The organism is Pseudomonas cichorii (genome assembly GCF_015471405.1).
Classification (GTDB): Bacteria; Pseudomonadota; Gammaproteobacteria; order Pseudomonadales; family Pseudomonadaceae; genus Aquipseudomonas; species Aquipseudomonas serbiensis.
Genome location: NZ_BLVZ01000021.1, coordinates 1 through 24185 on the forward strand (window position 1 = coordinate 1; position 24185 = coordinate 24185).

The window sequence follows — 24185 nt, forward strand, 5'->3', positions numbered from 1 at the left end:
CTCAACCGAGGCGCGCATTCTACAGCGTCCTCTGTATCTGTCAAGCGGTTATTTCAACAAGTTTTCAAAGTTTCCTTTGCAACTTCAACCACTTGCGCTTCGATCAACTTCGCGTTGCTCGTTAGCGGGAGGCGGATTCTACAGCACCCGAAGGCAGTGTCAAACTCTTTCTCGAACCGCTATCGATCAGGCTGCGACCGAAGCACTTCCAAAGCCACTCCAGAACCTGATAAACATTTGTAAACTATTGATCTACAAGGCTTTTTCAGTTCCGTCTGCGCCGGAAGTGGGGCGAATTATAGAGACATTAAATCGCCCGTCAACCGTTAATTTGGTTTTCAGCAAAAACAACCTTCTCGAACACTTCTTCTATATAGAAAAGCGCTCCAGATGCGCAATATATTGCTCACCCGTCAATTATTGAGCATTATACTGCCCTCACCACCCCGATCACCCTGGATACACAACTGAAATGACCGATAAGCACCGCCTTGCTTCCATCATCTTTCCCTTGGGATTGCTGATGATTGCGATGGCTTCGATTCAAAGCGGCGCCTCACTGGCCAAAAGTCTTTTCCCAGCCGTAGGGGCACAGGGAACGACCACGCTCCGACTGGTCTTTGCCAGCCTGATCCTTCTGGTCATATTGCGCCCCTGGCGAGCACGCCTCACCGCAAGATCGCTACGCACAGTGGTCATTTACGGCATTGCCCTGGGCGGGATGAACTTCCTCTTCTATATGTCACTGCAAACCATCCCGCTGGGCATTGCCGTAGCCCTTGAGTTTACCGGGCCACTGGCTGTTGCCCTGCTCTCTTCGCGAAAAGCCATCGACTTCCTCTGGGTTGTGCTGGCCGTCATCGGTCTGCTGTTGCTCATCCCGGTCGGCCAGTCGAGCACCAGTATTGACCTGCTCGGCGCGGCCTATGCGCTGGGGGCCGGAGTGTGTTGGGCTCTTTATATTCTGTTCGGCCAGAGAGCCGGAGCAGACAACGGGATTCAGACCGCCGCACTGGGGGTCATCATTGCTGCAATCTTCATTGCTCCGATTGGAGTGGTACACGCCGGCTCGGCGCTGCTCGACATTTCGCTCATACCCGCCGCCCTGGGTGTCGCGATTCTTTCGACCGCGCTGCCTTACAGCCTGGAAATGGTTGCACTGACCCGCATGCCCGCACGGACTTTCGGAATGCTGGCAAGCCTTGAACCGGTCTTCGCCGCCTTGTCAGGCATCCTTTTCCTCAGTGAGCACCTGACCCTGGTTCAATGGCTGGCCATTTTGGCCATTATTCTGGCATCCATCGGCGCGACGCTCACATCAACCCCCGGCAACCCACAATTAGTACCTGCCGATTGAGCCTGTAAGAAAATGGACATTAATTTGCGCGACAGAGCACTAGCATTTGTCACGCGCATGAGCCATGTTTACGCCTTTGTGGTTTCCCGTTTCGCAGATACTGCCATCGGGACATCACGTTACGAAGTCATTATGTGATCACAAGAACTCAGGCCAGACGCTGGCTTTGAATAATGACCAGTTAAGGAAGGGCATGAAATACATCTTTATCGTACTAGCGTTACTCGCCGTGGCCGGATGCGCTGCAACATCCCCCCCTGTCAAGCAAGGCAAGCGCGGTATCCACATCAATTGCTCGGGCCTGTCTTCATCCTGGGAAAAATGCTACGAATTGGCGACCAACGCCTGTGAGTCCAAAAACTACAAGGTTATCGCCAAATCCGGCGACGCGGTAGAAGATCCGGGCGATTATCCATTCGGCCTGAACCCGGCAGGCTACACCAGCCGCAGCATGATCATCGTCTGCAGGAAAAGCTCGCCAATAGGCGAATCCGCGTCGAAGCCTTAAAGGCTTCGACACATCAACACAGATATCAGACCGCTGCCGTACGCACCTGTAGCCACTGAAGCGAAGCACCCTGCAACAGCGGGCTCAAGCGTTCATTGACGTGGGCATGGTAATCGTTGAGCCACTTGCGCTCATCCACACTCAGCAGTGAGATTTCCAGGCAGCGAGTATCGATCGGGCACAGGGTCAGTGTCTCGAACCTGAGGAACTCACCGAACTCGGTCTTGCCCGCTTCCTGGTTGATGACCAGATTCTCGATCCGCACTCCCCAACGCCCCGGCCGGTATGTACCTGGCTCGATTGACGTGATCATTCCCGGCAGCATTGCCGTCTGTGGCGTGGGGGCTGCCTGATAGGCAATAACCTGCGGCCCTTCATGCACATTCAGAAAATAACCGACACCGTGCCCGGTACCATGGCCGTAATTGACTTCGTCGGCCCATATCGGAGCCCGGGCAATGGAGTCCAGCAACGGCGACAGGATGCCCTTCGGAAAGTGCGCGCGTGACAAAGCAATCACGCCCTTGAGCACTCGCGTGCAATCCTGCTTCTGCTCGGCACTTGGCGTACCTACCGGCACCATGCGCGTAATGTCGGTAGTACCGCCCAGGTATTGCCCGCCGGAGTCAATCAGCAACAGACCGTCTCCCTCGATCTGCGCATACTCTTCTGCAGTCGCACGATAATGCGGCATCGCCCCGTTACCGTTGAATCCGGCGATGGTAGCGAAGCTGGGCGACACATAGCCGGGACGTCGCTGACGAGCTTCGGTGAGTTTCTCGTCGATGGTCAGCTCACTGATGGGCTCACGGCCGGAGGCTGCTTCAAGCCAGGCAAAAAACTCGCACAACGCCGCGCCGTCCTGCTCCATGACATGGCGGATATGCTGGGTGTCGGCTTCGGTTTTCTGTGATTTGAACAAGGTGCTCGGATTCAGCCCTTCAATCAGCGTCACTTCACTGTCCAGGTAATCGAGCAGGCCACAGGTCACACGCGCCGGGTCCACCAGCAGCCGCGCATCCTTGGGAACCTCACGCAATGCTGCACCGATCTGTGTGTACTCCAGCAGGTTGATGCCATCACGCACAAGGCTGAGGCGCACATCATTGCCCACCTTGTCCGAAGCCACGAACAAAGTGACGCTCTGCGGCCCGATCAGTGCAAAAGAGATGAAGACAGGATTATAGGAAACGTCTGTGCCACGCAGGTTGAACAGCCAGGCGATGTCATCCAGGGTCGCAATGAAATGCCAGTCGGCGCCACGCTCAACCATGGCCTGGCGCAATCGGGTCAGCTTTTCGCCACGGGGAATCGAGGCATGCGGAGGCAGATGCTCAAACACGGGATTCGCAGGCAAGGCCGGACGGTCTTTCCATAGCTCATTGAGCAGGTCCATGTCCGTACGCAACCTGGCTCCACGCGCATACAACTTGCTGGCCAGACTGCGGGAAGAAGCAACGGCCAGCACGGCACCATCGACTGCAACGACACTTTCAGAGCCAGCCTGTTCGGCGAGCCACTCCAGAGGGCCTTGCTGACCGGGAAGCAGCTTGACCAGTTCTATACCGCTGCCCGCCAACTCCTTGGTCGCCTGTTCCCAGTAACGACTGTCAGCCCAGACACCGGCAAAGTCCTGAGTGATGATCAACGTCCCCACGGAGCCATGGAAACCGGAAAGCCATTGCCTTCCTTGCCAGTAGCCGGGCAGATATTCGGAGAGATGGGGATCGGCCGATGGCACCAGATAGGCATCGATCTGTTCCCGACTCATCAAGGCGCGCGTCTGCGCCAAACGTTCTGCCACTCCTGTGGATTGCGTACTCATTGACTCTCCTGACCCGATTTAATCGCTATATCGGGTCAGATAATGGAGCACCAATCAAGACTGAGCAACCGCCCAGAATGCAGGCTGGATCAATGAAGCACGAATCAGCTCGGCAGCGCGGTCGATATCCTGCTCGCTGGTGAAACGCCCCAGGCTCAAGCGAATGGTCTGGCCCGCCGCCTGTGCGCTGTGCCCAAGCGCCAGCAGCACGTGCGAAGGTGTGTTCTTCGCGGAGTTGCAGGCCGACGTGGAAGAAAAAGCCAGGCCGTTGCCAAGGGCAGCAATATTGAGATCGTTCTTGCCGAAGGTCAGGCTCAAGGTGTGCGGGATACGTTGAGCAGGGCTGCCATTGATTCGTACACCCGCAATATCAGCCAGGTGATCACGCAGACGCAGGCTCAAGCGCTCGATATGGGCGATCTCCTCCTCAAGAGAGTCAGCCGCCAGCGCGAAGGCTGCGCCCATTCCGGCAATCTGGTGGGTCGCAAGGGTTCCCGAACGCAGGCCGTATTCATGGCCACCGCCATGGATCTGGGCCAGGACACGCTGCTCGGCACGTGGGCCGACATACAGTGCGCCAATACCTTTGGGGCCATAGATCTTGTGCGCCGAAAACGACATCAGGTCCACTGCAAGCCCGGCAAGGTTGATCGCCAGCTTGCCAGCGCCTTGAGCGGCATCGACATGAAACAAAGCTCCGTGCTCGCGAACCCGTTTGCCAATCTCGGCGATGTCGTTGACGGTCCCCAGCTCGTTGTTGACCAGCATCAAGGACACCAGGAAGGTATTGTCGCGCAGTGCCGCACTGACAGCCTCAGGGGTGATCAGGCCATCGGCGTCGGGCGCAAGGTAGGTGACTTCGTAACCGCCGGCCTCCAGTTGCTGGGCGGTATCGAGAATGGCTTTATGTTCGATCTGGCTGGTAATGATATGCCCGCCGGATCTTGCCGTGCGCAACGCATGCTCCTGGGCAACGCCCTTGAGCGCCAGGTTATTGGACTCGGTCGCACCGGACGTCCAGATAATCTGCCCGGCCTGCGCCCCTACCAGCCCAGCCACCTGCTCGCGAGCGTATTCGACTGTCAGGCGCGCCTGTTGGCCATATGAATGAGAACTGGAAGCAGGATTACCGAAATTGCCCGTTAGCCCCAGACACTTGACCATCACCTGAATCACGCGCTCGTCCACAGGTGTGGTGGCAGCGTAATCGAAATACAGCGCAGAATTTTGCATGTACAGCCCTCTGAATTGCCCAGCCCGGCATCCCGAACTGCTTACATGATCGACATATCCCTTCGATCCGGTCCAAACCCTGAGATGCCATTCTCAAAGCCCGCTACGTTACAGATCACGGGGTCCATGATGCATGAAAGCATATAGAACCAAAAATTATAAATTATTATTTATATATTCTTTTTAAGAATAAAAAGGTATAGCCTTCCAGATGCAGATTGTCCGAGACGACCTATGCTCAGCGCTTCGGTCAGCTCTGTAAAAACTTTACACCCTCTGTTCTGTAAACACGCCTAAAAAATGACACCGCCCCCTTATGAGGCACGTGCTGTTTTTTTGACCCTGTTTGAAATCAACAACTTAATTATTTCATGAAACTGTTTATCAACTATTTAACAGAAAGCTGACGAAATAATTTGACAGAATGGCTGACGCTACCAATATATAGGACTGTCAGACCCATCCTGGACTTTACGTAAATGCCACAGAGCAAAACGCAGGATCGGGTCAAGCCGTAACATCTGTTCTGCCCACACGACGTTAGTTGTTTCCACGGAGCCTTGTTCTGGCCCCGCTGGATGTCTGTTGACTCATGCCCTCCTTGAATTTACTGAACGTGTTCGGTGTGGCGGTAGCTTTGTCTGAAGCAATCGTTTCACTGGAACAGATTCGTTCAATCAGGCCAGCGTGGGTGTCATTTGCATCAGTACTCCAGCTCGAATCCACAGATTCGGGCGGTAGCGTGCCCAGACATCAAGTAACTCTACAAACCAGGCCAGCAGTTTCGCTTTTGGTTTTTCGCCACCACCTGAACAAAGGTGTAACTGAAATGCCACTTCTACCCGCATTCGATGCACAGCACGTTCAACAGTTGGCCAACGATATAGATGCAAATGGATTTACTACCCTCAAAAACATATTAAGCAGCACCGACCTTGAGCAACTGCGGGACTTTACCGACAGCCGGGCCGCGAAACACCCGGGCGAGTACTTCGCCTATCACGGTGAAACTGCACTGGGCGAAAGCTTGCTGGCCAGCCTCTGGTCAGACCCTGAATTCAAACAGCTGATGGCCGGCCTCTACCGGCATGCTGCCCGGCAGGAAAGCCCAAGCGAGCAGATATTCCCTGTATTGCGCTGCATCCAGGGCTCTCAGGGAATACGCGAGTCCAACTGTTTTCACTTCGACGCCAGCCTGGTCACCGCATTGATTCCGATCTACATCCCGGTCGACGGTGAAGAATGCGGCGACCTGATGCTGTTCGCCAACGCGCGCAAACTGCGCAGTAACGTCGCGCGTAATGTCGTCGAGAAAGCACTGTTGCAGAACCGCTTCAGTCGCTGGATGACCTGCATCGCCATCAATCGGGGCTGGCTCGCTCCGAAAGTGTTGAAACTGGAACCCGGCAATATCTATCTGTTCTGGGGCTATCGCTCCTTGCACGCCAACCAGCCATGCAGTCCAGGGTTGAAACGAGCCACAGCCATCCTGCATTTCGGCGATCCCCACAGCGGCAGCACAGCCACCCGCCTGATCCTGGGTATCAACCAGGGTCGGGCGGCACGTGTCAGCGCCCAGACCAGCGTCTCCCCTCCAGAAACGACCGCCCGCCAGCCCTGATGGCTGGCGCTCATGTCCGCAACATCACGATTCGACGAACAGACATGGAGGTTTCGATGATTAACGTAACCAAGACTTACCTGGGTGATATCGACAAGTTCAAGGCGTATGTCGAGGGTATCTACGCACGAGGCTGGCTGACCAATCACGGGCCACTGGTAGGCGAGCTGGAGAGCCGGCTCAAAGACTACCTGGGGGTCAAGCACATCATCCTGACCAACAATGGCACCCTGGCGTTGCAAGTCGCCTATCGCGCCCTTGGCCTGAGCGGCAGCGCCGTGACCACGCCTTTCAGCTTTGTCGCGACCACCAGCTCTCTGCAATGGGAAGGTATCCGGCCGATCTTCGCGGATATCGACCCCCATACCTGGAACATCTCGGCCCGGCACATCGAAAGCTGCATCACCGACGACACCAGCGCGATTGTCGGCACCCATGTGTTCGGCAACCCTTGCGCAGTCGATGCAATCGAGCAGATAGCCCGCAAGCACCGGCTCAAGGTGGTCTATGACGGCGCCCATGCATTCGCGGTGCGCCATGCCGGTCAGTCCGTGCTCAACCGGGGCGACATCAGCACCCTGAGCTTCCATGCGACCAAGCTGTTTCATACCATCGAAGGCGGCGCGATCATCACCAACGATGACGAACTGGCCAGACGCGCCTACCTGCTGTGCAACTTCGGTATCGCCGATGTCGACAAGATCGACGGCATTGGTATCAACGCCAAGCTGAATGAGTTCTCGGCAGCCATGGGGCTGTGCATTCTGGACAATATCGAGAACATCCTCGAAGAACGCGCCGAAATCGCCCATCGCTACAGCTCGCGCCTGGAAAGCTATCTGGATCTTCAGCAGCCCGAAGCCGATAGCGAGTTGAACCACAGCTACTTCCCGGTAGCCCTGCAGGACGAACAGCACCTGCTCAAGGTGCGTACTGCGCTCAACGCCCGCAGTATCAACCCGCGTCGCTATTTTTACCCGTCTCTGGACACCCTTGAATACCTTCAGCCACAACCAGGGCAACCCGTATCACGGGCCTTGAGCGAGCGAGTGCTGTGCCTGCCCATTTACCCAGGCCTGCCGCGTGACGATCAGGACAGGGTCATTCATACCCTGATCGAAGAATGCAGCCTGGGCAACGTGAGCTACCAAAGCCCCGCCATTGCTCAGGTCATCTGATGCCCATGTTCAGCAAACGCTCCGTCATCGGTAATACCGCGCTGAATTACGCCGGGCAGGCTTATGTGATGCTGGTGGGAATTCTGATCATGCCGTTCTACCTCGGCCATCTTGGCGCCGAGGCGTATGGCCTGATCGGTTTTTTCACCGTCATGCAGGCCTGGCTGCAATTGCTCGATGCCGGTCTTTCACCCAGCCTTGTGCGTGCCGTAGCCCAGCATCAGGGAGCGCCAGCCAGCGAAAGGCACCAAGGACGGATACTGCGCTCGTTCGAGATCATGTTTCTGCCGCTGGCGCTCCTGAGTGCCCTGGCTGTCTACGCCGCCAGCCCATGGATTGCGATGCACTGGCTCAATGCCCAGGAGTTGCAGCCCCAGACGCTCATCAACTGCATCGGCCTGATGGGCGTGGTCATCGCCCTGCGTCTGTATTCGACGCTGTACAAGAGTGGAATCCAGGGGCTTGAGCAACATGCCTGGCTCAATGCCGTAAACATCATCATCGCGACCCTGCGTTACTTCGGCGGGCTGTTGCTGGTGAGCAGCTTCTCTCAGGACCCGCAGGATTTCTTTGAGTTTCAGGTCGTTGTCGCCGCACTCGAAACCCTGATATTCGCTACCAGAGCCTGGCGTCAGATGCCGGTTGCACACTGGCTTACCGGCATCGACTGGCAACTGGTCAAACCGATCATTCCATTCGCCGCCAGCATCTCCCTGAGCAGCGTGCTGTGGATCGTGCTGACCCAGATCGACAAGGTGCTGCTCTCGGAAATACTGCCCCTGGATCAATACGGATATTTCTCGCTGGTGGCGCTGATTACGACCGGCATCATGATGCTGACCAACCCGCTGGTGCAGGCTTTGCTGCCGCGCCTGACGGTACTGGTGGCCGAAGATCGTCATCAGGACATGCATGCCTTGTTTCTGGCGGCCAACCGTTTTGTCTGCACGTTTCTGTTTCCGTTGGCCGCCATTGTCGCAGTGCATGCAGAACCGCTGATCTATGCCTGGACCGGCGATCAGGCCGCCGCTCAATGGGGGCGTTCGGTTCTGTGCTGGTACGCACTGGGCAGCGCAATCATGGCAGCCAGCGCTTTCCAGTTCTATCTGCAATACGCCTATGGGCAGATGAGATTGCACATCTGGTACAGCGTCATTTCCGCCGTGATCACGGTGCCCGTCATGTTTGTCGCGATTCATTACCAGGGAGCCTACGGCGCAGCGCTGGCCTTCTTTTCCCTGCGGGTCGTGTCGTTCGCGATCTGGCCAATGATCGTTCACCAGCATCTGGCCCCAGGCATTCATGGGCAATGGCTGCGCGACATCCTGCGAATCAGTGCGATGACCGCCATCGGGCTGATCTGCAGCGAGCCGGTGTTTCGCATGATCTCTGAGCAAAGCCGCACAACCGTGCTTCTGGGGCTCGCCGCCAGTGGCTTCATCACCCTGACGCTGGTAGCGGCAAGCTACAAACCGCTGGCGATGAGGATCTACATCTTGTTCAGCAAACCGAGTACATGAGCCATGGATGCCACTGTAAAAAATACGCGCCCTGCCAATGCCGAACCGTTATTGAGCATCATCTGCCCGGCTTACAACCAGGAAGCGTTCATCACCCAGACGCTGGATGGCTTCCTGTCTCAGCAGACGAGCTTCAGCTATGAAATCCTGATCAATGACGACGCCTCCACCGACGGTACCGCGCAGATCATTGCGCAATACGCCAAGCGCTACCCGACGATCATTCGCCCGTTTTATCAGGAGGAGAATCAGTACCGCCAGGGCAAACCCTGTGTCCCGGAACTGTTCGCCAAGGCTCGCGGCCGCTATATCGCCTATTGCGAAGCCGATGATTACTGGACCGATCCGCGCAAGCTGCAATTGCAGGTGGACTTTCTCGAAAGCCATCCCGATTACGTCATCACCTATCACGACGCCATAGCCTTCGATGAGCACGGCCAATATGGCATCCAGTTGCAAGGCAGTCTGCGGGCCGACGCCACGGCCCTAGAGTTACAGATGGCGCGGCGGATCTCCACGTTGACGGTCTGCTTTCGCAATGTGTTCTCCAGCATGCCGCCCGAACTCAAACCGCCGATTGCCCCCCTCAACGACCTGTGCTGGTGGTCGTTGCTGGGCGCTTTCGGCAAAGGCAAGTTCATCGCCGAGATCAAACCCGCCGCTTACCGGCTGCACCCCGGCGGGATCTTTTCCATGCGCACCAACAAGCGAAAGATCCACATGAGCCTGCTGACCTGTTCAAGCCTGGCCAACTACTACAACCGGCTGGGTAATCAGCAGTTGTATGAGCACTTTCTGATGCAAGTGGTCAGCCTTTCGCTGTCGGCTCTGGTGCCTCGCAACAAGTTTCAGGCGCTGCTGATGGTGGCACGCAACTTCATCGTCAACTTGGGCAAGAGGCTGATGCCTTCAAGCGGCAAGCACCATGTTCAGTAATGTGCTGGTGGTCTGCGTGGGCAACATCTGCCGCAGCCCCATGGCCGAAGCCCTGTTCCGCCACCGCCTCTCTTCACCCGGCGTACTGATCCATTCGGCGGGGATCGGCACGATGCCGGGCTCGTCCATCGATCCACTGGCAAAAACCGTATTGCAGGCTCATGGCGTCCCGACGCGCCGCCATGAAGCCCGTCAGGTGAGTCGGCAACTGCTGCGTCAGGCAGATCTGATCCTGCTGATGGAGCAGCCACACATTCTCAACATTCTGAAACTGGCGCCGGAAGTACGTGGCAAGACGTTTCTGATCGGCAAGTGGCAACAAAAGCAAGAAATAGCCGACCCCTACCGGGGGCCCCAGTCAGCCTTTGAAAAGACCTATGAGCATCTCTCGCGATGCGTCGACGACTGGCTTCCTTATCTTCAGTCAGGAGAAACAAGATAAATGACCGTCATGAACCGTTCTTCCCTGGATTACTACCAGGACACCCGGGTCGATTTGGCAACTATCTTGCGCATGCTGTTCGACCACAAGGGACTGATCATCTGGATCGTCAGCCTGTTCTTCATGGTCGGCCTGGCCTACGCGATTCTTGCCACACCGATTTACCAGGCCAACGCCATGATCCAGATCGAACCCAAGAAAGTCGGGATCGAAGGCACACCGGAGGTCAGCAACAAACCCATGTCGGTTTCCCAGGCCATGACTGAAATCGAGCTGATCAAGTCACGGGCATTGCTGGGCAAGGTCGTCGACGACTTGAAACTCAATCTGATCCAGAAGCCCAAGGTTCTCCCGGTATTTGGTCCTTACCTGTATCGCACCTTCAAACCGGAATACGAAGGTGCTCTGGCAGAACCTCTGCTGGGGCTGGATCAATACGCCTGGGGCGGCGAGAAGATCGACGTCTTTCAACTGGAGGTCCCCGAAGACCTGCTGGGCGAAGACCTGACGCTGATGGCAGGCAAGCCCGGCACCTTCTCTCTGTATGACAAAGACCACAACCTGTTACTCAACGGTGCCACCAATCGGACCGTCGAAGGCCACGGCGTAAAGATTCAGGTCGCGAATCTGCTGGCGCGTCCAGGCACGGAGTTCACCGTCTCACGGCTGCGGACTTTGAGTGCGGCACTGATTTACCAGAATCGCCTGAAGATCACCGAAGCCGGCAAGGACTCGGGGATCATTTACCTGTCCATCGAGGACGAGGACGCCAAACAGGCTAATGAAATCCTCAACGAAGTCAGCCGCCTGTACGTCCGGCAGAACGTCGAGCGCAGTTCGGCCGAAGCCGCACAGCGCCTGGAGTTCCTGCGCTCGCAGTTGCCGATGGTACGCAAGCAACTGGAAGAGTCGGAAGTGGCCTTGAACAACTTCCAGACCAGCGCCAAGTCGGTGGACCTGAGCATCGAAACCAAAGGTGTGCTCGATCAAGTGGTCAAGCTCGACTCGATGATGTCGGAACTCAAGCTCAAGCGTGTAGAGCTGGAACGGCTCTATACCCGTGAACATCCGACCTATCGCAGCCTGATGAGCCAGATGACCCAACTGGAGCAACAGAAACAAGGGCTGCTTAAAAAGATCGAAGCGTTACCCCTTACCCAACAGGAACTGCTGCGTCTGACCCGTGACATGCAGGTCACCAGCCAGACCTACACCCTGATGCTCAACAAGAGCCAGGAGCAGGACATTCTGCGTGCTGGCAGCATCGGTAACGTGCGAGTGATCGACAACGCCGACACCAACGTCGAAAAGCCGGTCAAGCCGATGAAAAAGCTGATCGTGCTCATCGCTACGCTGCTCGGGGCACTGGTGGCCATCACCATCATATTTGTTCGCCAGGCGTTCTATCGCGGCGTGGAAAGCGCAGAGTTCATCGAAAACATCGGCATGCCGGTCTACGCCTCGCTCCCCTACTCCCGCCAGCAGGAACGCCTGGAGAAAAACCTGCAAAGCCGCTCCACCAGCAAGGAATCGAAGCTGCTGAGCATCGCCGCACCGACCGAACTGGCCATAGAGTCTCTGCGCAGCCTGCGTACCAGCCTGCACTTCGCCATGCTCGAAGCCCGCAACAACGTGCTGATGATCTCCAGCCCGTCTCCCGGCGCAGGCAAGTCGTTTGTCTCAAGCAACCTGGCAGCGATCATCGCCCAGACCGGCAAGCGAGTGCTGCTGATCGATGCCGACATGCGCAAGGGTTATCTGCACCGGGTATTGGGCCTGCAACCCAAGCACGGCCTGTCCGACACCCTGGCTGCGCGCCTGCACTGCACCGAAGTGATCAACCATACCCAGATTCGTCATCTGGATTTCATTTCATGCGGGTTCGCAGCCCCCAACCCTTCGGAACTCTTGATGCATGACAACTTCAGCAAAATGCTCAACGAGCTTTCACCGCTGTATGACCTGATCCTGGTCGATACCCCACCCATCCTTGCGGTAACCGATGCAACCCTGGTGGGTCGCCAGGCTGGCACCTGCCTGCTGGTCGCGCGTTTCGGCCTGACCACGATCAAGGAGATCGAGGCCTGCAAACGCAGGCTGGGTCAGAACGGCATTCTGATCAAAGGTGCCATTTTCAATGCCGTGGTGCGCAAGGCATCGAGTTCCGATTACGACTGCGCCGCTTACGGCTACAGCTACAACCCGGTTCAAAAATGAAATAACCCAAGCAGCCCCATCACTCACGCCATCCACCTAAAGGAGTTACACATGGCCAGGACCATAGCAATGATGCAGCCATACCTGTTCCCCTATCTGGGTTACTTTCAGCTCATCGCAGCCGCAGATGTCTTCGTCCTGGGCGACGATCTGCAATATATCCGGGCAGGCTGGGTCAATCGGAACCGGATCCTGAGCAACGGCGAAGCCAGACTGATTACCTTCCCGCTGAAAAAGGACAACTTCGCGCTGCCGATCATGAAGCGTCATCTGGTCGATAACTTCAGCGACGAAGCCAACCGCATCATCAGCCTGATTACCCAGAGCTATCGCAAGGCACCCTACTTTGCAGAGGTGATGCCGTTGATCGAGCGCCTGATCCGCTTCCCGCAGCAGAACCTTGCCCTGTATGCCGAACACTCCATCCGCGAATTGTGCGCGTACCTGCAGATCATCACGCCGATCCTGCGCGGCTCCGATCTGAAGCTCGTGTCATGCACAGACAAGCAGGACCGGGTCATCAATATCGCGCACACCTTCTCGGCAACCACCGTCCTCAACCCCATTGGCGGCATGGAGCTGTACGACCGCGATCACTTCGCACACAACGGCTTGCTGCTGCGTTTTTTCAAGATGGACCCGATCGTCTATTCGCAGTCTGCCCACCCTTTCGTGGCCAATCTGTCGATCATCGATGTGCTGATGTTCAATAGCCTGGAGCGCATTCAGGAGTTGCTGAGACGTTACAGCGACAACGAAATCGTGGCCGCGAACGACCCTTACATCCAGATCGGGACGGAAGCGGTATCGACCCTGTCTCCACAACATGCAGTGGAGTGACATCATGCCTACATCCCAAAGCCCCGCACGCTGGTACCTGATCCAGACCAAACCCCGGCAGGAAGGCCGGGCGCAGGAGCACTTGCAACGCCAGAATTTCGAGTGCTATCGACCGCTGACCGCCAGCGACAACAGAAAGCGCATCGGCAAGGCCGAAGAAGAGTTGTTTCCGGGCTATCTGTTCATTCGCATGCATCAGGTGCATGACAACTGGTACCCGATTCGCTCAACCCGCGGAGTGGCGCGCATCGTGACGTTCGGAGGTCATCCGGTGCCGGTTCAGGATCATCTGATCGAACAGATTCGCCAGCGCCTGCTGATCCCCAAGCCCAGAGCGATGTATGCCCAGGGTGACCATGTGTTGGTGACCACTGGCGGTTTCTGTGATGTCGAAGCGATTTTCCTGGCCGCCGACGGGACCGAGCGTGCAGTGATCCTGCTCAACCTGCTGCAACGCCAGCAGAAAGTGGTGATCCCCCTCAGCAGCCTGTCGCCGATGCAGGCCAGGGCCTGAACCCAACCGCCGTCGCGGCCAAGGCCCCTCCCACAGAATGATGTGGGAGGGGCCTTGGCCGCGACAGGGCAAAACGGCATCGGCCGCCATCCCCCCCCCGACCAACCCCGGAACCTCACCATGATCAACCGAACCACACTGGTGACGCTCACCTATGGTGACCGTTTCAAATACCTGCACACGCTGGTCAGTCGCTCGCTGGAAAGCCCGCAGATAGAGCGTGTCATTATCGTCAGCAATGCTTCAGTGGCACCTCTGGAGTCCTTGAGCAACAAATGGCCCGGCCAGGTACAGGTGATCTATCTGCCCGACAACACCGGCTCGGCCAATGGTTATGCAGTGGGAATAAAAGCTGCGCTGGATGCCGGGGCCGAGTACATCTGGCTGATGGACGATGACAATGCTCCGACCATCCATGCCATTTCGATCCTGCATAAGTACCTGCATCAGCGTGAACAGATCGATGGCAAGGACAAGGCTGCGGTGCTGGGATTTCGTCCGACCCACCAGGCCGACATTGCCTCTGGGGTGCCGCAGCGTTTCGCCATCCAGCGGCGCTCGAGCTTTTTCGGTTTTCATATCGCGCAACTGCCCTACAAGATCTGGCGGCGCTTGCCCTGGGGCCGGCCTCAAGCCCTGCAAGGCACACCACTCATGGTGCAACTGCCCTTTGCAACCTACGGCGGCTTGCTGGCCCATCGCAGCCTGTACCAGAAGATCGGGCTGCCGCTGGATGCCTTGAAGCTGTATGCCGACGACAGCGAATACACCTGGCGCATCACGGCAGGTGGCGGGCGGATTTTCCTGGTGCCCGAAGCCTTGCTCGATGACCTGGAAGACTCCTGGAACATCAAGGCCCGCAGCAGCAATATCTATGAAAACTACCTGCTGGGCGGCTCGGACCTGCGTGCGTATTACGGTGCGCGCAATCAGGCCTGGTTCGACAAGAATATCTGGGCTTCCTCATCGCTGCTCTATCGGCTCAATCGCTGGATATTCTTCTGCCTGCTGAGGCTGATTGCCCGCCGCTGCGATGCCGAAAAACGCCTGAACCTGATCGAAAAAGCCATACGTGACGGAGAAGCCGGCGTGCTGGGCCTGAACAGGACGTATCCACTATGAAGATCCTGTTCATCAGCAGCCTTTATGCCCCGGATATCGGTGGTGGCGCCGAGATCATCCTGCAACGCATGGTCGAAGGCCTGCAGCAACGCGGCCATGGCGTGACAGTGCTGTGTACGACCGCCAAGGCCGGGCTGCACATGGATGCGCTCAACCAGATCAAGATTTATCGCGCAGGCCTGCACAACACCTACTGGCATTTCACGGCACAACGGCCAGGACGCCTGGCCCGACTTGGCTGGCACCTGCGTGATCGCTACAACCCCGGCATGCGCGACCATGTAAAGCGCGTACTGGAACTGGAGCAGCCCGATCTGGTGATGTGTCACAACCTTACGGGCTGGTCAGTCTCGGCCTGGGATGAAATCAGCCTGGCTGGTCTTCCGGTCGTGCAGGTCTTGCATGACATGTACTTGCTTTGCCCAAGCAGCACCATGTTCAAGAAAGGCCATAGTTGCCAAAAACAGTGCGGGCTCTGCACGCGGTTTCGCACAGGCCACGACGAACGCTCCTCGCAAGTGGACGCGGTGGTCGGCGTCAGTCGCTTCCTGCTCAACAGCATGCAGGAAAAGGGATATTTCAGGGGCGCTAAAAGCCATGTCGTCTATAACGCCAGCCCTTGCCCGCTCAATGATCCGCAAGCCCGTACAACTGAGCCCGATGCCCCGCTGCGCTTCGGTTATATCGGCACCTTGTCGGACCCCAAAGGCGTCGGCTGGCTGATCGATCAATTCCAGCACCTGCCGTTCAACGCCACCTTGCAGATCGCCGGGCGCGGGCAGATCAATGACGAGCAACGTTTCAAGGCGATGGCTACATCCCCGAACATCAGTTTTGTCGGTTACCAGAACCCCGAGGCGTTCTACAGCCAGATCGATGTCGCCATCGTGCCGTCCCTGTGGAACGAGCCGTTCGGCATGGTCGCCGTGGAAGCCTGTGCCCACTCCCGCCCGGTCATCGCCAGCCGTATGGGCGGTCTGACCGAGATCATCAAGGATCAGTTCAACGGCCTGCTGTGCAGCCCCGATGACCCGGACTCGCTGGGGCTGGCCATGCTCAAACTGCATCAGCAGCCCAGGCTGCTGGCACGCCTTGGCGCTCAGGCACGTAGCAGTGTCGCCGGTTTTCTGAGCCTGGAACTGATGCTGGACCAGTATGAAAGCATCCTGATCCAGACCCTGCAGGACCGGATCACATTGCCCCGGCTGCACTCCTTGCCCGATACCGCGTAGTGACATCCATCGGCCCGTGCCCCACTGAGCAAGTGCTCCGGACCGTGCCTCTTCATTGAGACAACCCATGTCAAAAACACCTGCATCCTGTTGGCGAAAACTGTTGATGGTTTTCCTGCCGTGGCTGCTGTCGATCCGTATTGCACAGGGAGAAGAGACTTTCATCATTGGTGTCGACACCCAGTTGATGAATGACAACGGCTCTTCGGCCAAGGTCTTGAGACTGCTGGAGGAAGCAGGGGTCAATTCGGTCAGGGACGACGCCTACTGGACCACGGTCGAACCCCGGCGCGGCTTTATGCGGATCGATCCGGCCTGGCGAGAGTACTTGAGCAAGACTCAGGAACACCACCTGAGACCCTTGCTGGTGCTGGGTTACGGAAACCCGTTTTACGAAAACTATGCCAAGCCTCGCCAGCCGCCCGTCAGCCTGGCATTCGGCAACTACGTCAGCTTTGTCAGCCGGGAGCTGGCCGACAGCGTCGATCTCTACGAAATCTGGAATGAGTGGGACCGGGACAACCCGGTCGATGCCTGGGCCACCAAGGACTACAACAATCTGATCGAAGAAACCGTCACACGCATCCGTAAACAGAAACAGCCGGTGACGATACTGGCCGGTGCGGTGACCAGCCTGGGCATGGACCTCGGGTTCGCCGACAGGCTGATCCAGAACGGCCTGCTGAATCAGGTCGACGGGCTGTCGTTGCATCCTTACGTGCATTGCCGCCACGAAGAACGCCACACGCCCGAACGCTGGATCGCCTGGCTGCGCTGGATCGATGCCGATCTCAGAACCCTGGCAGCGCGCCCCGTGCCGTTGTACCTGACGGAAATGGGCTGGCCCACCAATACCGGCAAATGCGGCATCAGCGAACAGACCCAGGCGGCCTTTCTGGCCCGAAGTTTTTTCCTGGCCCAGACCGTGCCGGACATCAAGGGGCTGTGGTGGTACGGCCTGATCGACAGCGGTCGGGACGGCAATGACCCGCAGCAGAACTTCGGCCTGCTCAAGTATGACCTGAGCCTCAAACCGGCCTACCTGACGCTCAAGGCCATCAGCAGCACGATTCTCGAATACCGCTATGACGCCGACAAAAGCCGCGAACTCGACAGCACCTATCTACTGAGATTCGCCAAGGGTGCAGAACAGATACTGGTGGCCTGGACCACCGGCGTACCGAGGCTGACCCACGTGGAAGCCAGCAGCATGCAGCACGGCACCGTGCGAATGATCGACAGTGGCCAGCCCGAAAAGGGCCAGTTCGACACCGATATCCCCTGGAACTGCAATGACTCGCGCTGTTCGGCCCAGGTTCCCATCGATGAGTTTCCAAAAATAATCAGTCTGGGCACAAGACCAGCGCTATTCGCTCACGACGCACACTGAAGGGATAAATCACTTTGTGGGAGGCAGCTTTCTGGCGACTTCAGACGCAGTTTATCTGCCGGTTTTCAGGCCTTTTTCGCCAGCAAGCTGCCCCCCACAGGTTTTGTTTGTGCCTCAACTGATCAGCATCAGTACGTCAAGCGAACACACACCACCCACTACCTTGCAGGATGCACTTAATGATTTTTATCAATGCCCGATTTCTTACCCAGGAAATAGGCGGGGTTCAGCGCTTCGCAGAGCAGTTATGCCTGGCACTCAAGGAAATACGCAACGATGTGGTTTTTGTCTCTCCGCACGGAATCAAGCGCCATGAAAGCGCCAAGGCGCTGGAAGTGCGTTGCATCGGTCGCAATAGCGGCCATCTGTGGGAGCAGTTCGACCTGCCGCTGTACCTGCGCCGCCAAGGCAGCCCGCTGTTGCTCTCGACCTGCAGCACCGGGCCGATGTTGTACAGCAATCAGATTGCAACGCACCACGACATCACCTATGCACGCTTCCCGCACAGCTACACGCGAATCTTCAGGACCGTCTACCGGATCATCACCCCGATCATGCTTTCGCGAATCAAGACCCTGGTGACCAGCAGCAGTTTTTCCAAGGGCGAGATTTCCAGGTTCTACGGCTTCCCGGAAAAGAAAATCCTGGTCCTGCCCGCAGCAGTCAGCGAGTCGTTCACACCTCAGCCTCCCACTGAAGACGTCGGTAAATACCTGCTGGCAGTCTCCTCCCCCAGTGCGCACAAGAACTTCCATCGCATGATCCAGGCCTTCATGAGCCTGCGCGGCCATGAAGATGTCCAGCTGCACATCGTCGGCGGTGCCCATGGTGTATTTGCAGACCCGGACCTGCAACGCCTGGCCTGCCGGGACCCGCGTATCCGCTTTCTGGGACGGCTCAGCGATGCCGAACTGATCAGTCAATATCAGGGCGCAACCGCCTTCGTGTTCCCGTCACTGTACGAAGGCTTCGGGATTCCACCGCTGGAAGCGCAAGCCTGCGGTTGCCCGGTGTTGGCAGCCAATGCCGCATCGATTCCTGAAGTGCTGCAAGCCAGTGCCCTGTATTTCGACCCTCTGGATGTCAGCCACATGGCTGCCGCCATGCAGCGTGTGCTGATCGATGAACCGCTGCGCAAGGCATTGCGTACCCAAGGCTTGCACAACGTGACGCGCTTTTCGTGGGAAAGCTCGGCCAAGCGTCTGTCACAACGCATCGATGCCCTGCTGGGCTCATGCCCTCAACACGCCGCCAATACCCGCTCCGTGTCGGAATCCCCTTCGGGAAAAAGCTGAATCTCAATAAAACTGCCACGCCAAGACGCGATCAGCCTGCGCCTGAAGTAGAGCGAGCTACAGAGCAAGGAATCTCCATGAGAATTGCTATCGTCCACGACTGGCTGGTGACTTATGCCGGTGCCGAGCGCGTGCTGGCTTCACTGATAAACATCTGGCCAGAAGCCGACCTGTTTGCGGTCATCGACTTTCTCAGCGACGAAGACCGCGCCCATCTGGGCGGCAAGGTCGCCAGGACCACCTTTATCCAGAATCTGCCAGGAGCCAGAACCCGATATCAGCGCTATCTGCCATTGATGCCGCTGGCCATCGAGCAACTGGATCTGTCGGAGTATGACTTGATCATCAGCAGCAGCCATGCCGTGGCCAAGGGTGTGCTCACCGGACCGGACCAGTTGCACGTCAGCTATATCCACTCGCCGATTCGCTATGCCTGGGACCTGCAGCATCAATACCTGCGCGAATCGGGCCTGAACAAGGGCCTCAAGGGCAAACTGGCGCGCCTGGTGCTGCACTACATACGTATGTGGGATCAACGCACTTCAACCGGCGTCGATGATTTCATCGCCAACTCCCGCTTCATTGGCGCCAGGATCCGCAAGGCGTACCGCCGTGAATCCACCGTGATCTACCCGCCAGTGGACACACAGAATTTCACCTTTCAGGAAGGTACTCGACAGAACTATTACTTCACCGCCTCACGCATGGTGCCCTACAAGCGTTTGCCGATGATCATCGAAGCCTTTGCCGCCATGCCGGACAAGCAACTGGTGGTGGTGGGCGATGGCCCGGACATGGCCAAGGCCCAGGCCATCGCCAGCAAGGCACCCAACGTCCGGCTGCTGGGTTTCCAGCCAGCGGCCGTACTGCTTGAACACATGCGCGCTGCAAAGGCTTTCGTGTTCGCGGCCGAAGAGGATTTCGGCATCAGCCCGGTGGAGGCTCAGGCCTGCGGCACACCGGTGATTGCCTTCGGCAAGGGCGGCGTGCTGGAAACCGTCCACGGGCTGGACCAACCTCACCCCACCGGCGTGTTCTATCGGCAGCAGAACGTGGCATCGCTGATCGCCGCCGTGGCCGAATTCGAGTCCGCGCAATCGCTCATCAGTGCCCAGGCCTGCCGTGCCAACGCCGAGCGCTTCTCGGTCCGGCGTTTTGAACAGGAAATGCTGTCGTTCGTCGAGAGCCGCCTGAGCGCCACGCAGTTGACCCAACTGCCGACCCGGCACTGGCTGAATCCGAACAGTGCGAGCCTGATCAACAGCGAAGTGTCGCCCCGAGTCGTTCCAGCCGAATCCGTTTGAGCGAGCCCACTAAATGCGCACCCCAGTCCGCGGCATCCTGCATGCCCACCAATCAGCCTTGTCAGTGGCTCATCGTCTGCTGGATCTGACAATCATTGTGCTGATCGGCTATTGGCAGAGTCAGCAACAACCGGCCGCCAGCAGCGCCGAAGTCTGGTTCCAGATCATCCTGGCCGTGCTGGTTTTCCATTGGCTGAGCGAGTTTCACCAACTCTATGGATCATGGCGCGGCGAACGCATCCTGCGGGAGCTGGCCAAGGTCTTCAATTACTGGGCACTGACGTTCGTTATTCTGCTGTCCGTAGACTATTTGCTGCTCAGCAGTTTCCGGATGCCCGATAACAGCCACATGACCTGGTTCGCGCTGGTATTGGCAGCCTTGTGCGGTTACAGGCTGCTGATTCGCAGGGTCCTGCACGGTTTGCGGCGTCACGGTTTCAATACCCGGCGCGTAGCGATTGTCGGCACCGGCCAGGTCGGAGCCCGTCTGGCACAGTCCATTTCCAGCGCGCCGTGGATGGGCCTGAATCTGCTGGGCTTCTACGACTCGCAACCCCGCCAGATGGAACTCAACAACAACGATCATCATGTACCGGTGCTGGGCAATCTCGAACAACTGGTCGACGACGCCCGAGAAGGCAGGATCGACAAGGTTTACATCACTCTGGCATTCAGCGGTGAGCCACACCTGCGTGAGCTGATCACAGGTTTGAGCGACACCACCGCCTCGGTGTACCTGATCCCGGATGTCTTCATGTTCGAGCTGCTGCACGCGCGCAGCGAAAGTATCAATGGCCTGGCCAGCATCAGCATTTTCGACTCGCCCATGGATGGCGCCTGGAGCCTGGTCAAACGGGCCGAGGATATTCTGCTGTCGATCCTGATTCTGCTGTTGATTGCCCTGCCCATGTTGCTGATTGCCATTGCGATCAAGCTGACGTCACCTGGCCCGATCCTGTTTCGCCAGCGGCGCTACGGCCTGGACGGGCGACCGATCATGGTCTGGAAATTTCGCAGCATGAGTGTTCAGGAAAACGGGGCAGTCGTGCGTCAGGCCACACGCAACGATGCGCGCATCACACCGCTGGGGGCTTTTCTGCGCCGGACATCCCTCGATGAACTGCCGCAGTTTCTGAATGTGCTGCGCGGCGACATGTCCATTGTCGGCCCCCGCCCCCATGCCGTCGCGCATAACGAGCAATACCGCAAGCAGGTCAGCGGCTACATGCTGCGGCACAAGGTCAAGCCGGGCATTACCGGCTGGGCACAGATCAATGGCTGGCGCGGCGAAACCGACACGCTGGACAAGATGCAGAAACGTGTCGAATTCGACCTGGAATACATCGAGCACTGGTCGGTCTGGCTGGATCTCAAAATCATCCTGTTGACCCTGTTCAAAGGCTTTCTCAACAAGAACGCCTTCTGACCGGTTCGACAGACCTTACCCCAAACGAAACGAAAGGATTCCGGGCGCCCATACCCGGAGGGAGGTATGTGCACGCACAAGACATGAACCCGCAGAGAAATGTTGAACAGGGATGCAATGAAATCATCGTGGTGCCAGACGCACCGTCAGCAAGGAACACTCATATGAATCGAAACCTGGTTGTTGTGCTGCTCTCCAGTCTGATCTTGCAGGGATGCGTGTTTGCCCCCGGCCAACACATGACCCCGGGCGATATCACGGCGGATGACCCGAATGGCCCCAAGGCTCAATTGGTCGATATCACCCCCAAAAGCCTGCAACAACAGCAGCAACGCATAGCGTCCAATAGCGTGACGTTACCCGCCGAGCTGCTGAACTATAAAACCCCGGAATATGCGGTCGGTCCGGGCGATACCTTGCTGGTGACGGTTTTCGAGCACCCGGAACTGACCGCTCCAGGTTCACAGGACCAGCTCGACGCCAACACGCGAGAAGTGCTGAGCGACGGTACGCTGTTCTTTCCCTATGTCGGCAAGATCAGGGCCGGTGGCAAGACTGTCAGCCAGATTCGCGAACAACTGCGCATGGGGCTTGCGCCGCAATACACCGAGGTCAAGGTCGATGTGAAAGTGCTGCGCTATAACAGCCAGCGCGTACTGCTCTCGGGCTCGTTCAAGACTCCCGGCCCGCAATCGATCACCAATATTCCCTTGAGCCTGGTGCAAGCAGTCAGCACCGCCGGTATCGACCTGACCGACGCCAACCTTGCCGGGTTGACCCTCAGGCGCGATGGCCGGGACTACTTGATCGATATCGACTCGCTCAACCGCCAGGGCTCGCAACTGAGCAAGATATTCCTCAAGGATGGCGACTACCTGCACCTCAACAGCAACTCCAAAAACAAGATCTATGTGCTGGGAGAAGTGCGTAACCCGCAGGTCATTTCTTTCGGCACCACCAGCGTGACACTGCTTGAAGCCCTGGGCAGCTCCGGCGGCCTGAGCCCGGAAACCGCCAATGGCGACGCGGTCTACGTGATTCGCGGCGTCGAGAACCAGGCCAATGCGGTGTCCACGGTCTATCACCTGAAAGCTGAAAAACCCACTGCCTACCTGCTGGCTCGCCAGTTTGAACTCCAGGCTCAGGATGTGGTGTTTGTCGGGCCTGCCAATATCACGCGATGGAACCGCTTCATCAGCCAACTGCTTGGCTCGGCCAGTGTGGTACAGACAGGCGCAGCATTCAGGAACTGAAACCCGGCCAGAAGACGTCCCTGCACCGACCCGTGCGGGGATTTTTTTGCCCGAAGAAACTGTCTGTACAGCAACAGTGGATCAGCACTTGCCTGCTGATTCAGCATCAAAGGGCTGTACCTTTGTCATCGATATAAAAATAAATCCTTTATTTTCAACAGCTTGATAAAAATACAAGGCTGGCACACATGCTGCTTTGCAGGTATACGCTTATCGCAAGGAATTCAGCATGTTGGTCGTTTCGCTTTCAGGCAGCCCCTCCCCCAAATCCCGCTCCGGCGTCGTCCTGGCCCATGCCGGTCGTTGGCTGGAAAATCAGGGCGTCAATGTCACGACGCTTCGCATCCGTGACTTCAAGGCTGAAGACCTGCTCTTCGCCCAGTTCGACAGCCCGCAAGTCCAGGATTTCATTGAAGCCGTCCGCCAGGCCGACGGCCTGCTGATCGGTACGCCGGTCTACAAGGCCTCGTTCTCCGGCGCCCTCAAGACACTGCTGGACCTGCTGCCCGAGCGTGCTCTGCTCGGCAAAGTGGTTCTGCCATTGGCTACCGGCGGCAGCATCGCCCATATGCTGGCCGTGGATTACGCCCTCAAGCCGGTGCTTTCCGCGCTGAAATCACAGGAAGTGCTGCACGGCATCTTCGCCATCGATAGCCAGATCAGTTACAGCGATAACGAGCTGGGCGGTGAGCTGGATGAGATTCTTACCGAACGCCTGCGCGAAGGGCTGGAGCATTTCCTGCTTGGCTTGCAGCATCGGCTCCAGGCCCGCAGAAAACAGCAAGGCGGGCATTTGCAACTGGCGTTGTAAGGTCCCTCTTCGCGAATGAATTCGCTCCTACAGATCCAAGTTCTGTGTACAGACTGTGTGGGACCGAATTTATTCGGGAAGCATTTTTTCTTCAGGTAAAGATGCGGCGGGTGTACAGACCCCTTCCCGGACCCCTTTGCGGACAAATCTGGTCCCACCTG

General features: G+C 57.4%; 20 protein-coding genes. 18 read left to right on the forward strand and 2 right to left on the reverse strand.

What is annotated here, in order from left to right; genetic code table 11:
- The first annotated feature begins 472 nt into the window (after positions 1–472).
- The gene (rhtA, locus tag JL015_RS25585) at positions 473–1357 is read left to right on the forward strand and encodes a threonine/homoserine exporter RhtA (protein WP_201020441.1); all 885 of its coding nucleotides are present in this window, start codon (positions 473–475) and stop codon (positions 1355–1357) included.
- A gap of 193 nt (positions 1358–1550) precedes the next feature.
- Entirely contained in the window at positions 1551–1865 is a 315-nt protein-coding gene (locus JL015_RS25590; protein ID WP_201020442.1) for a hypothetical protein, read from the forward strand.
- 25 nt (positions 1866–1890) lie between these two features.
- Here JL015_RS25590 and JL015_RS25595 read toward each other — a convergent pair whose 3' ends face one another.
- The gene (locus JL015_RS25595) at positions 1891–3690 is read right to left on the reverse strand and encodes an aminopeptidase P family protein (protein ID WP_201020443.1); all 1800 of its coding nucleotides are present in this window, start codon (positions 3688–3690) and stop codon (positions 1891–1893) included.
- A 54-nt stretch (positions 3691–3744) separates the two neighbouring features.
- Positions 3745–4923, reverse strand: coding sequence for a cysteine desulfurase family protein (locus JL015_RS25600; protein ID WP_201020444.1), 1179 nt, complete (start codon positions 4921–4923; stop codon positions 3745–3747).
- An 829-nt stretch (positions 4924–5752) separates the two neighbouring features.
- Between JL015_RS25600 and JL015_RS25605 the strand changes: the two genes are divergently transcribed.
- The 16 genes from JL015_RS25605 (at position 5753) to ssuE (ending at position 24024) form a co-directional block, all read left to right on the forward strand.
- Entirely contained in the window at positions 5753–6544 is a 792-nt protein-coding gene (locus JL015_RS25605; RefSeq protein ID WP_201020445.1) for a hypothetical protein, read from the forward strand.
- Positions 6545–6600: 56 nt separating this feature from the next.
- Positions 6601–7722, forward strand: coding sequence for a DegT/DnrJ/EryC1/StrS family aminotransferase (locus tag JL015_RS25610; RefSeq protein ID WP_201020446.1), 1122 nt, complete (start codon positions 6601–6603; stop codon positions 7720–7722).
- A gap of 5 nt (positions 7723–7727) precedes the next feature.
- The gene (locus JL015_RS25615) at positions 7728–9242 is read left to right on the forward strand and encodes a lipopolysaccharide biosynthesis protein (protein WP_201020447.1); all 1515 of its coding nucleotides are present in this window, start codon (positions 7728–7730) and stop codon (positions 9240–9242) included.
- A 3-nt stretch (positions 9243–9245) separates the two neighbouring features.
- A complete protein-coding gene (locus tag JL015_RS25620; RefSeq protein ID WP_201006621.1) occupies positions 9246–10178 on the forward strand; it encodes a glycosyltransferase family 2 protein in 933 nt (310 codons plus the stop codon).
- Positions 10168–10620, forward strand: a complete 453-nt coding sequence (locus tag JL015_RS25625) for a low molecular weight protein-tyrosine-phosphatase (RefSeq protein WP_201020448.1) — start codon at positions 10168–10170, stop codon at positions 10618–10620. The genes JL015_RS25620 and JL015_RS25625 overlap by 11 nt, the downstream gene beginning before the upstream one ends.
- Entirely contained in the window at positions 10621–12837 is a 2217-nt protein-coding gene (locus tag JL015_RS25630) for a polysaccharide biosynthesis tyrosine autokinase (protein WP_201020449.1), read from the forward strand.
- Between the two features lie 51 nt (positions 12838–12888).
- Complete coding sequence (locus JL015_RS25635) at positions 12889–13677, forward strand: WbqC family protein (RefSeq protein ID WP_201020450.1); 789 nt, start codon at positions 12889–12891, stop codon at positions 13675–13677.
- A 4-nt stretch (positions 13678–13681) separates the two neighbouring features.
- Positions 13682–14191 carry a transcription/translation regulatory transformer protein RfaH gene (rfaH, locus tag JL015_RS25640; RefSeq protein ID WP_201006628.1) on the forward strand — a complete coding sequence of 170 codons (510 nt, stop codon included), beginning with the start codon at positions 13682–13684 and terminating at the stop codon, positions 14189–14191.
- A gap of 120 nt (positions 14192–14311) precedes the next feature.
- Positions 14312–15313, forward strand: a complete 1002-nt coding sequence (locus JL015_RS25645) for a glycosyltransferase (RefSeq protein WP_201006630.1) — start codon at positions 14312–14314, stop codon at positions 15311–15313.
- Positions 15310–16545, forward strand: coding sequence for a glycosyltransferase family 4 protein (locus JL015_RS25650; RefSeq protein ID WP_201020451.1), 1236 nt, complete (start codon positions 15310–15312; stop codon positions 16543–16545). The genes JL015_RS25645 and JL015_RS25650 overlap by 4 nt, the downstream gene beginning before the upstream one ends.
- A 67-nt stretch (positions 16546–16612) precedes the next feature.
- The gene (locus JL015_RS25655; RefSeq protein ID WP_201020452.1) at positions 16613–17935 is read left to right on the forward strand and encodes a hypothetical protein; all 1323 of its coding nucleotides are present in this window, start codon (positions 16613–16615) and stop codon (positions 17933–17935) included.
- Positions 17936–18114: 179 nt separating this feature from the next.
- A complete protein-coding gene (locus JL015_RS25660; protein ID WP_201020453.1) occupies positions 18115–19230 on the forward strand; it encodes a glycosyltransferase family 4 protein in 1116 nt (371 codons plus the stop codon).
- A gap of 77 nt (positions 19231–19307) precedes the next feature.
- On the forward strand, positions 19308–20534 hold the full coding sequence (locus JL015_RS25665) for a glycosyltransferase family 4 protein (RefSeq protein ID WP_201020454.1): 1227 nt from the start codon (positions 19308–19310) through the stop codon (positions 20532–20534).
- Positions 20535–20547: 13 nt separating this feature from the next.
- Complete coding sequence (locus JL015_RS25670) at positions 20548–21960, forward strand: undecaprenyl-phosphate glucose phosphotransferase (protein WP_201020455.1); 1413 nt, start codon at positions 20548–20550, stop codon at positions 21958–21960.
- A gap of 164 nt (positions 21961–22124) precedes the next feature.
- The gene (locus JL015_RS25675) at positions 22125–23213 is read left to right on the forward strand and encodes a polysaccharide biosynthesis/export family protein (RefSeq protein WP_201006642.1); all 1089 of its coding nucleotides are present in this window, start codon (positions 22125–22127) and stop codon (positions 23211–23213) included.
- Positions 23214–23442: 229 nt separating this feature from the next.
- A complete protein-coding gene (ssuE, locus tag JL015_RS25680) occupies positions 23443–24024 on the forward strand; it encodes an NADPH-dependent FMN reductase (protein WP_025259442.1) in 582 nt (193 codons plus the stop codon).
- Positions 24025–24185 lie beyond the last annotated feature (161 nt).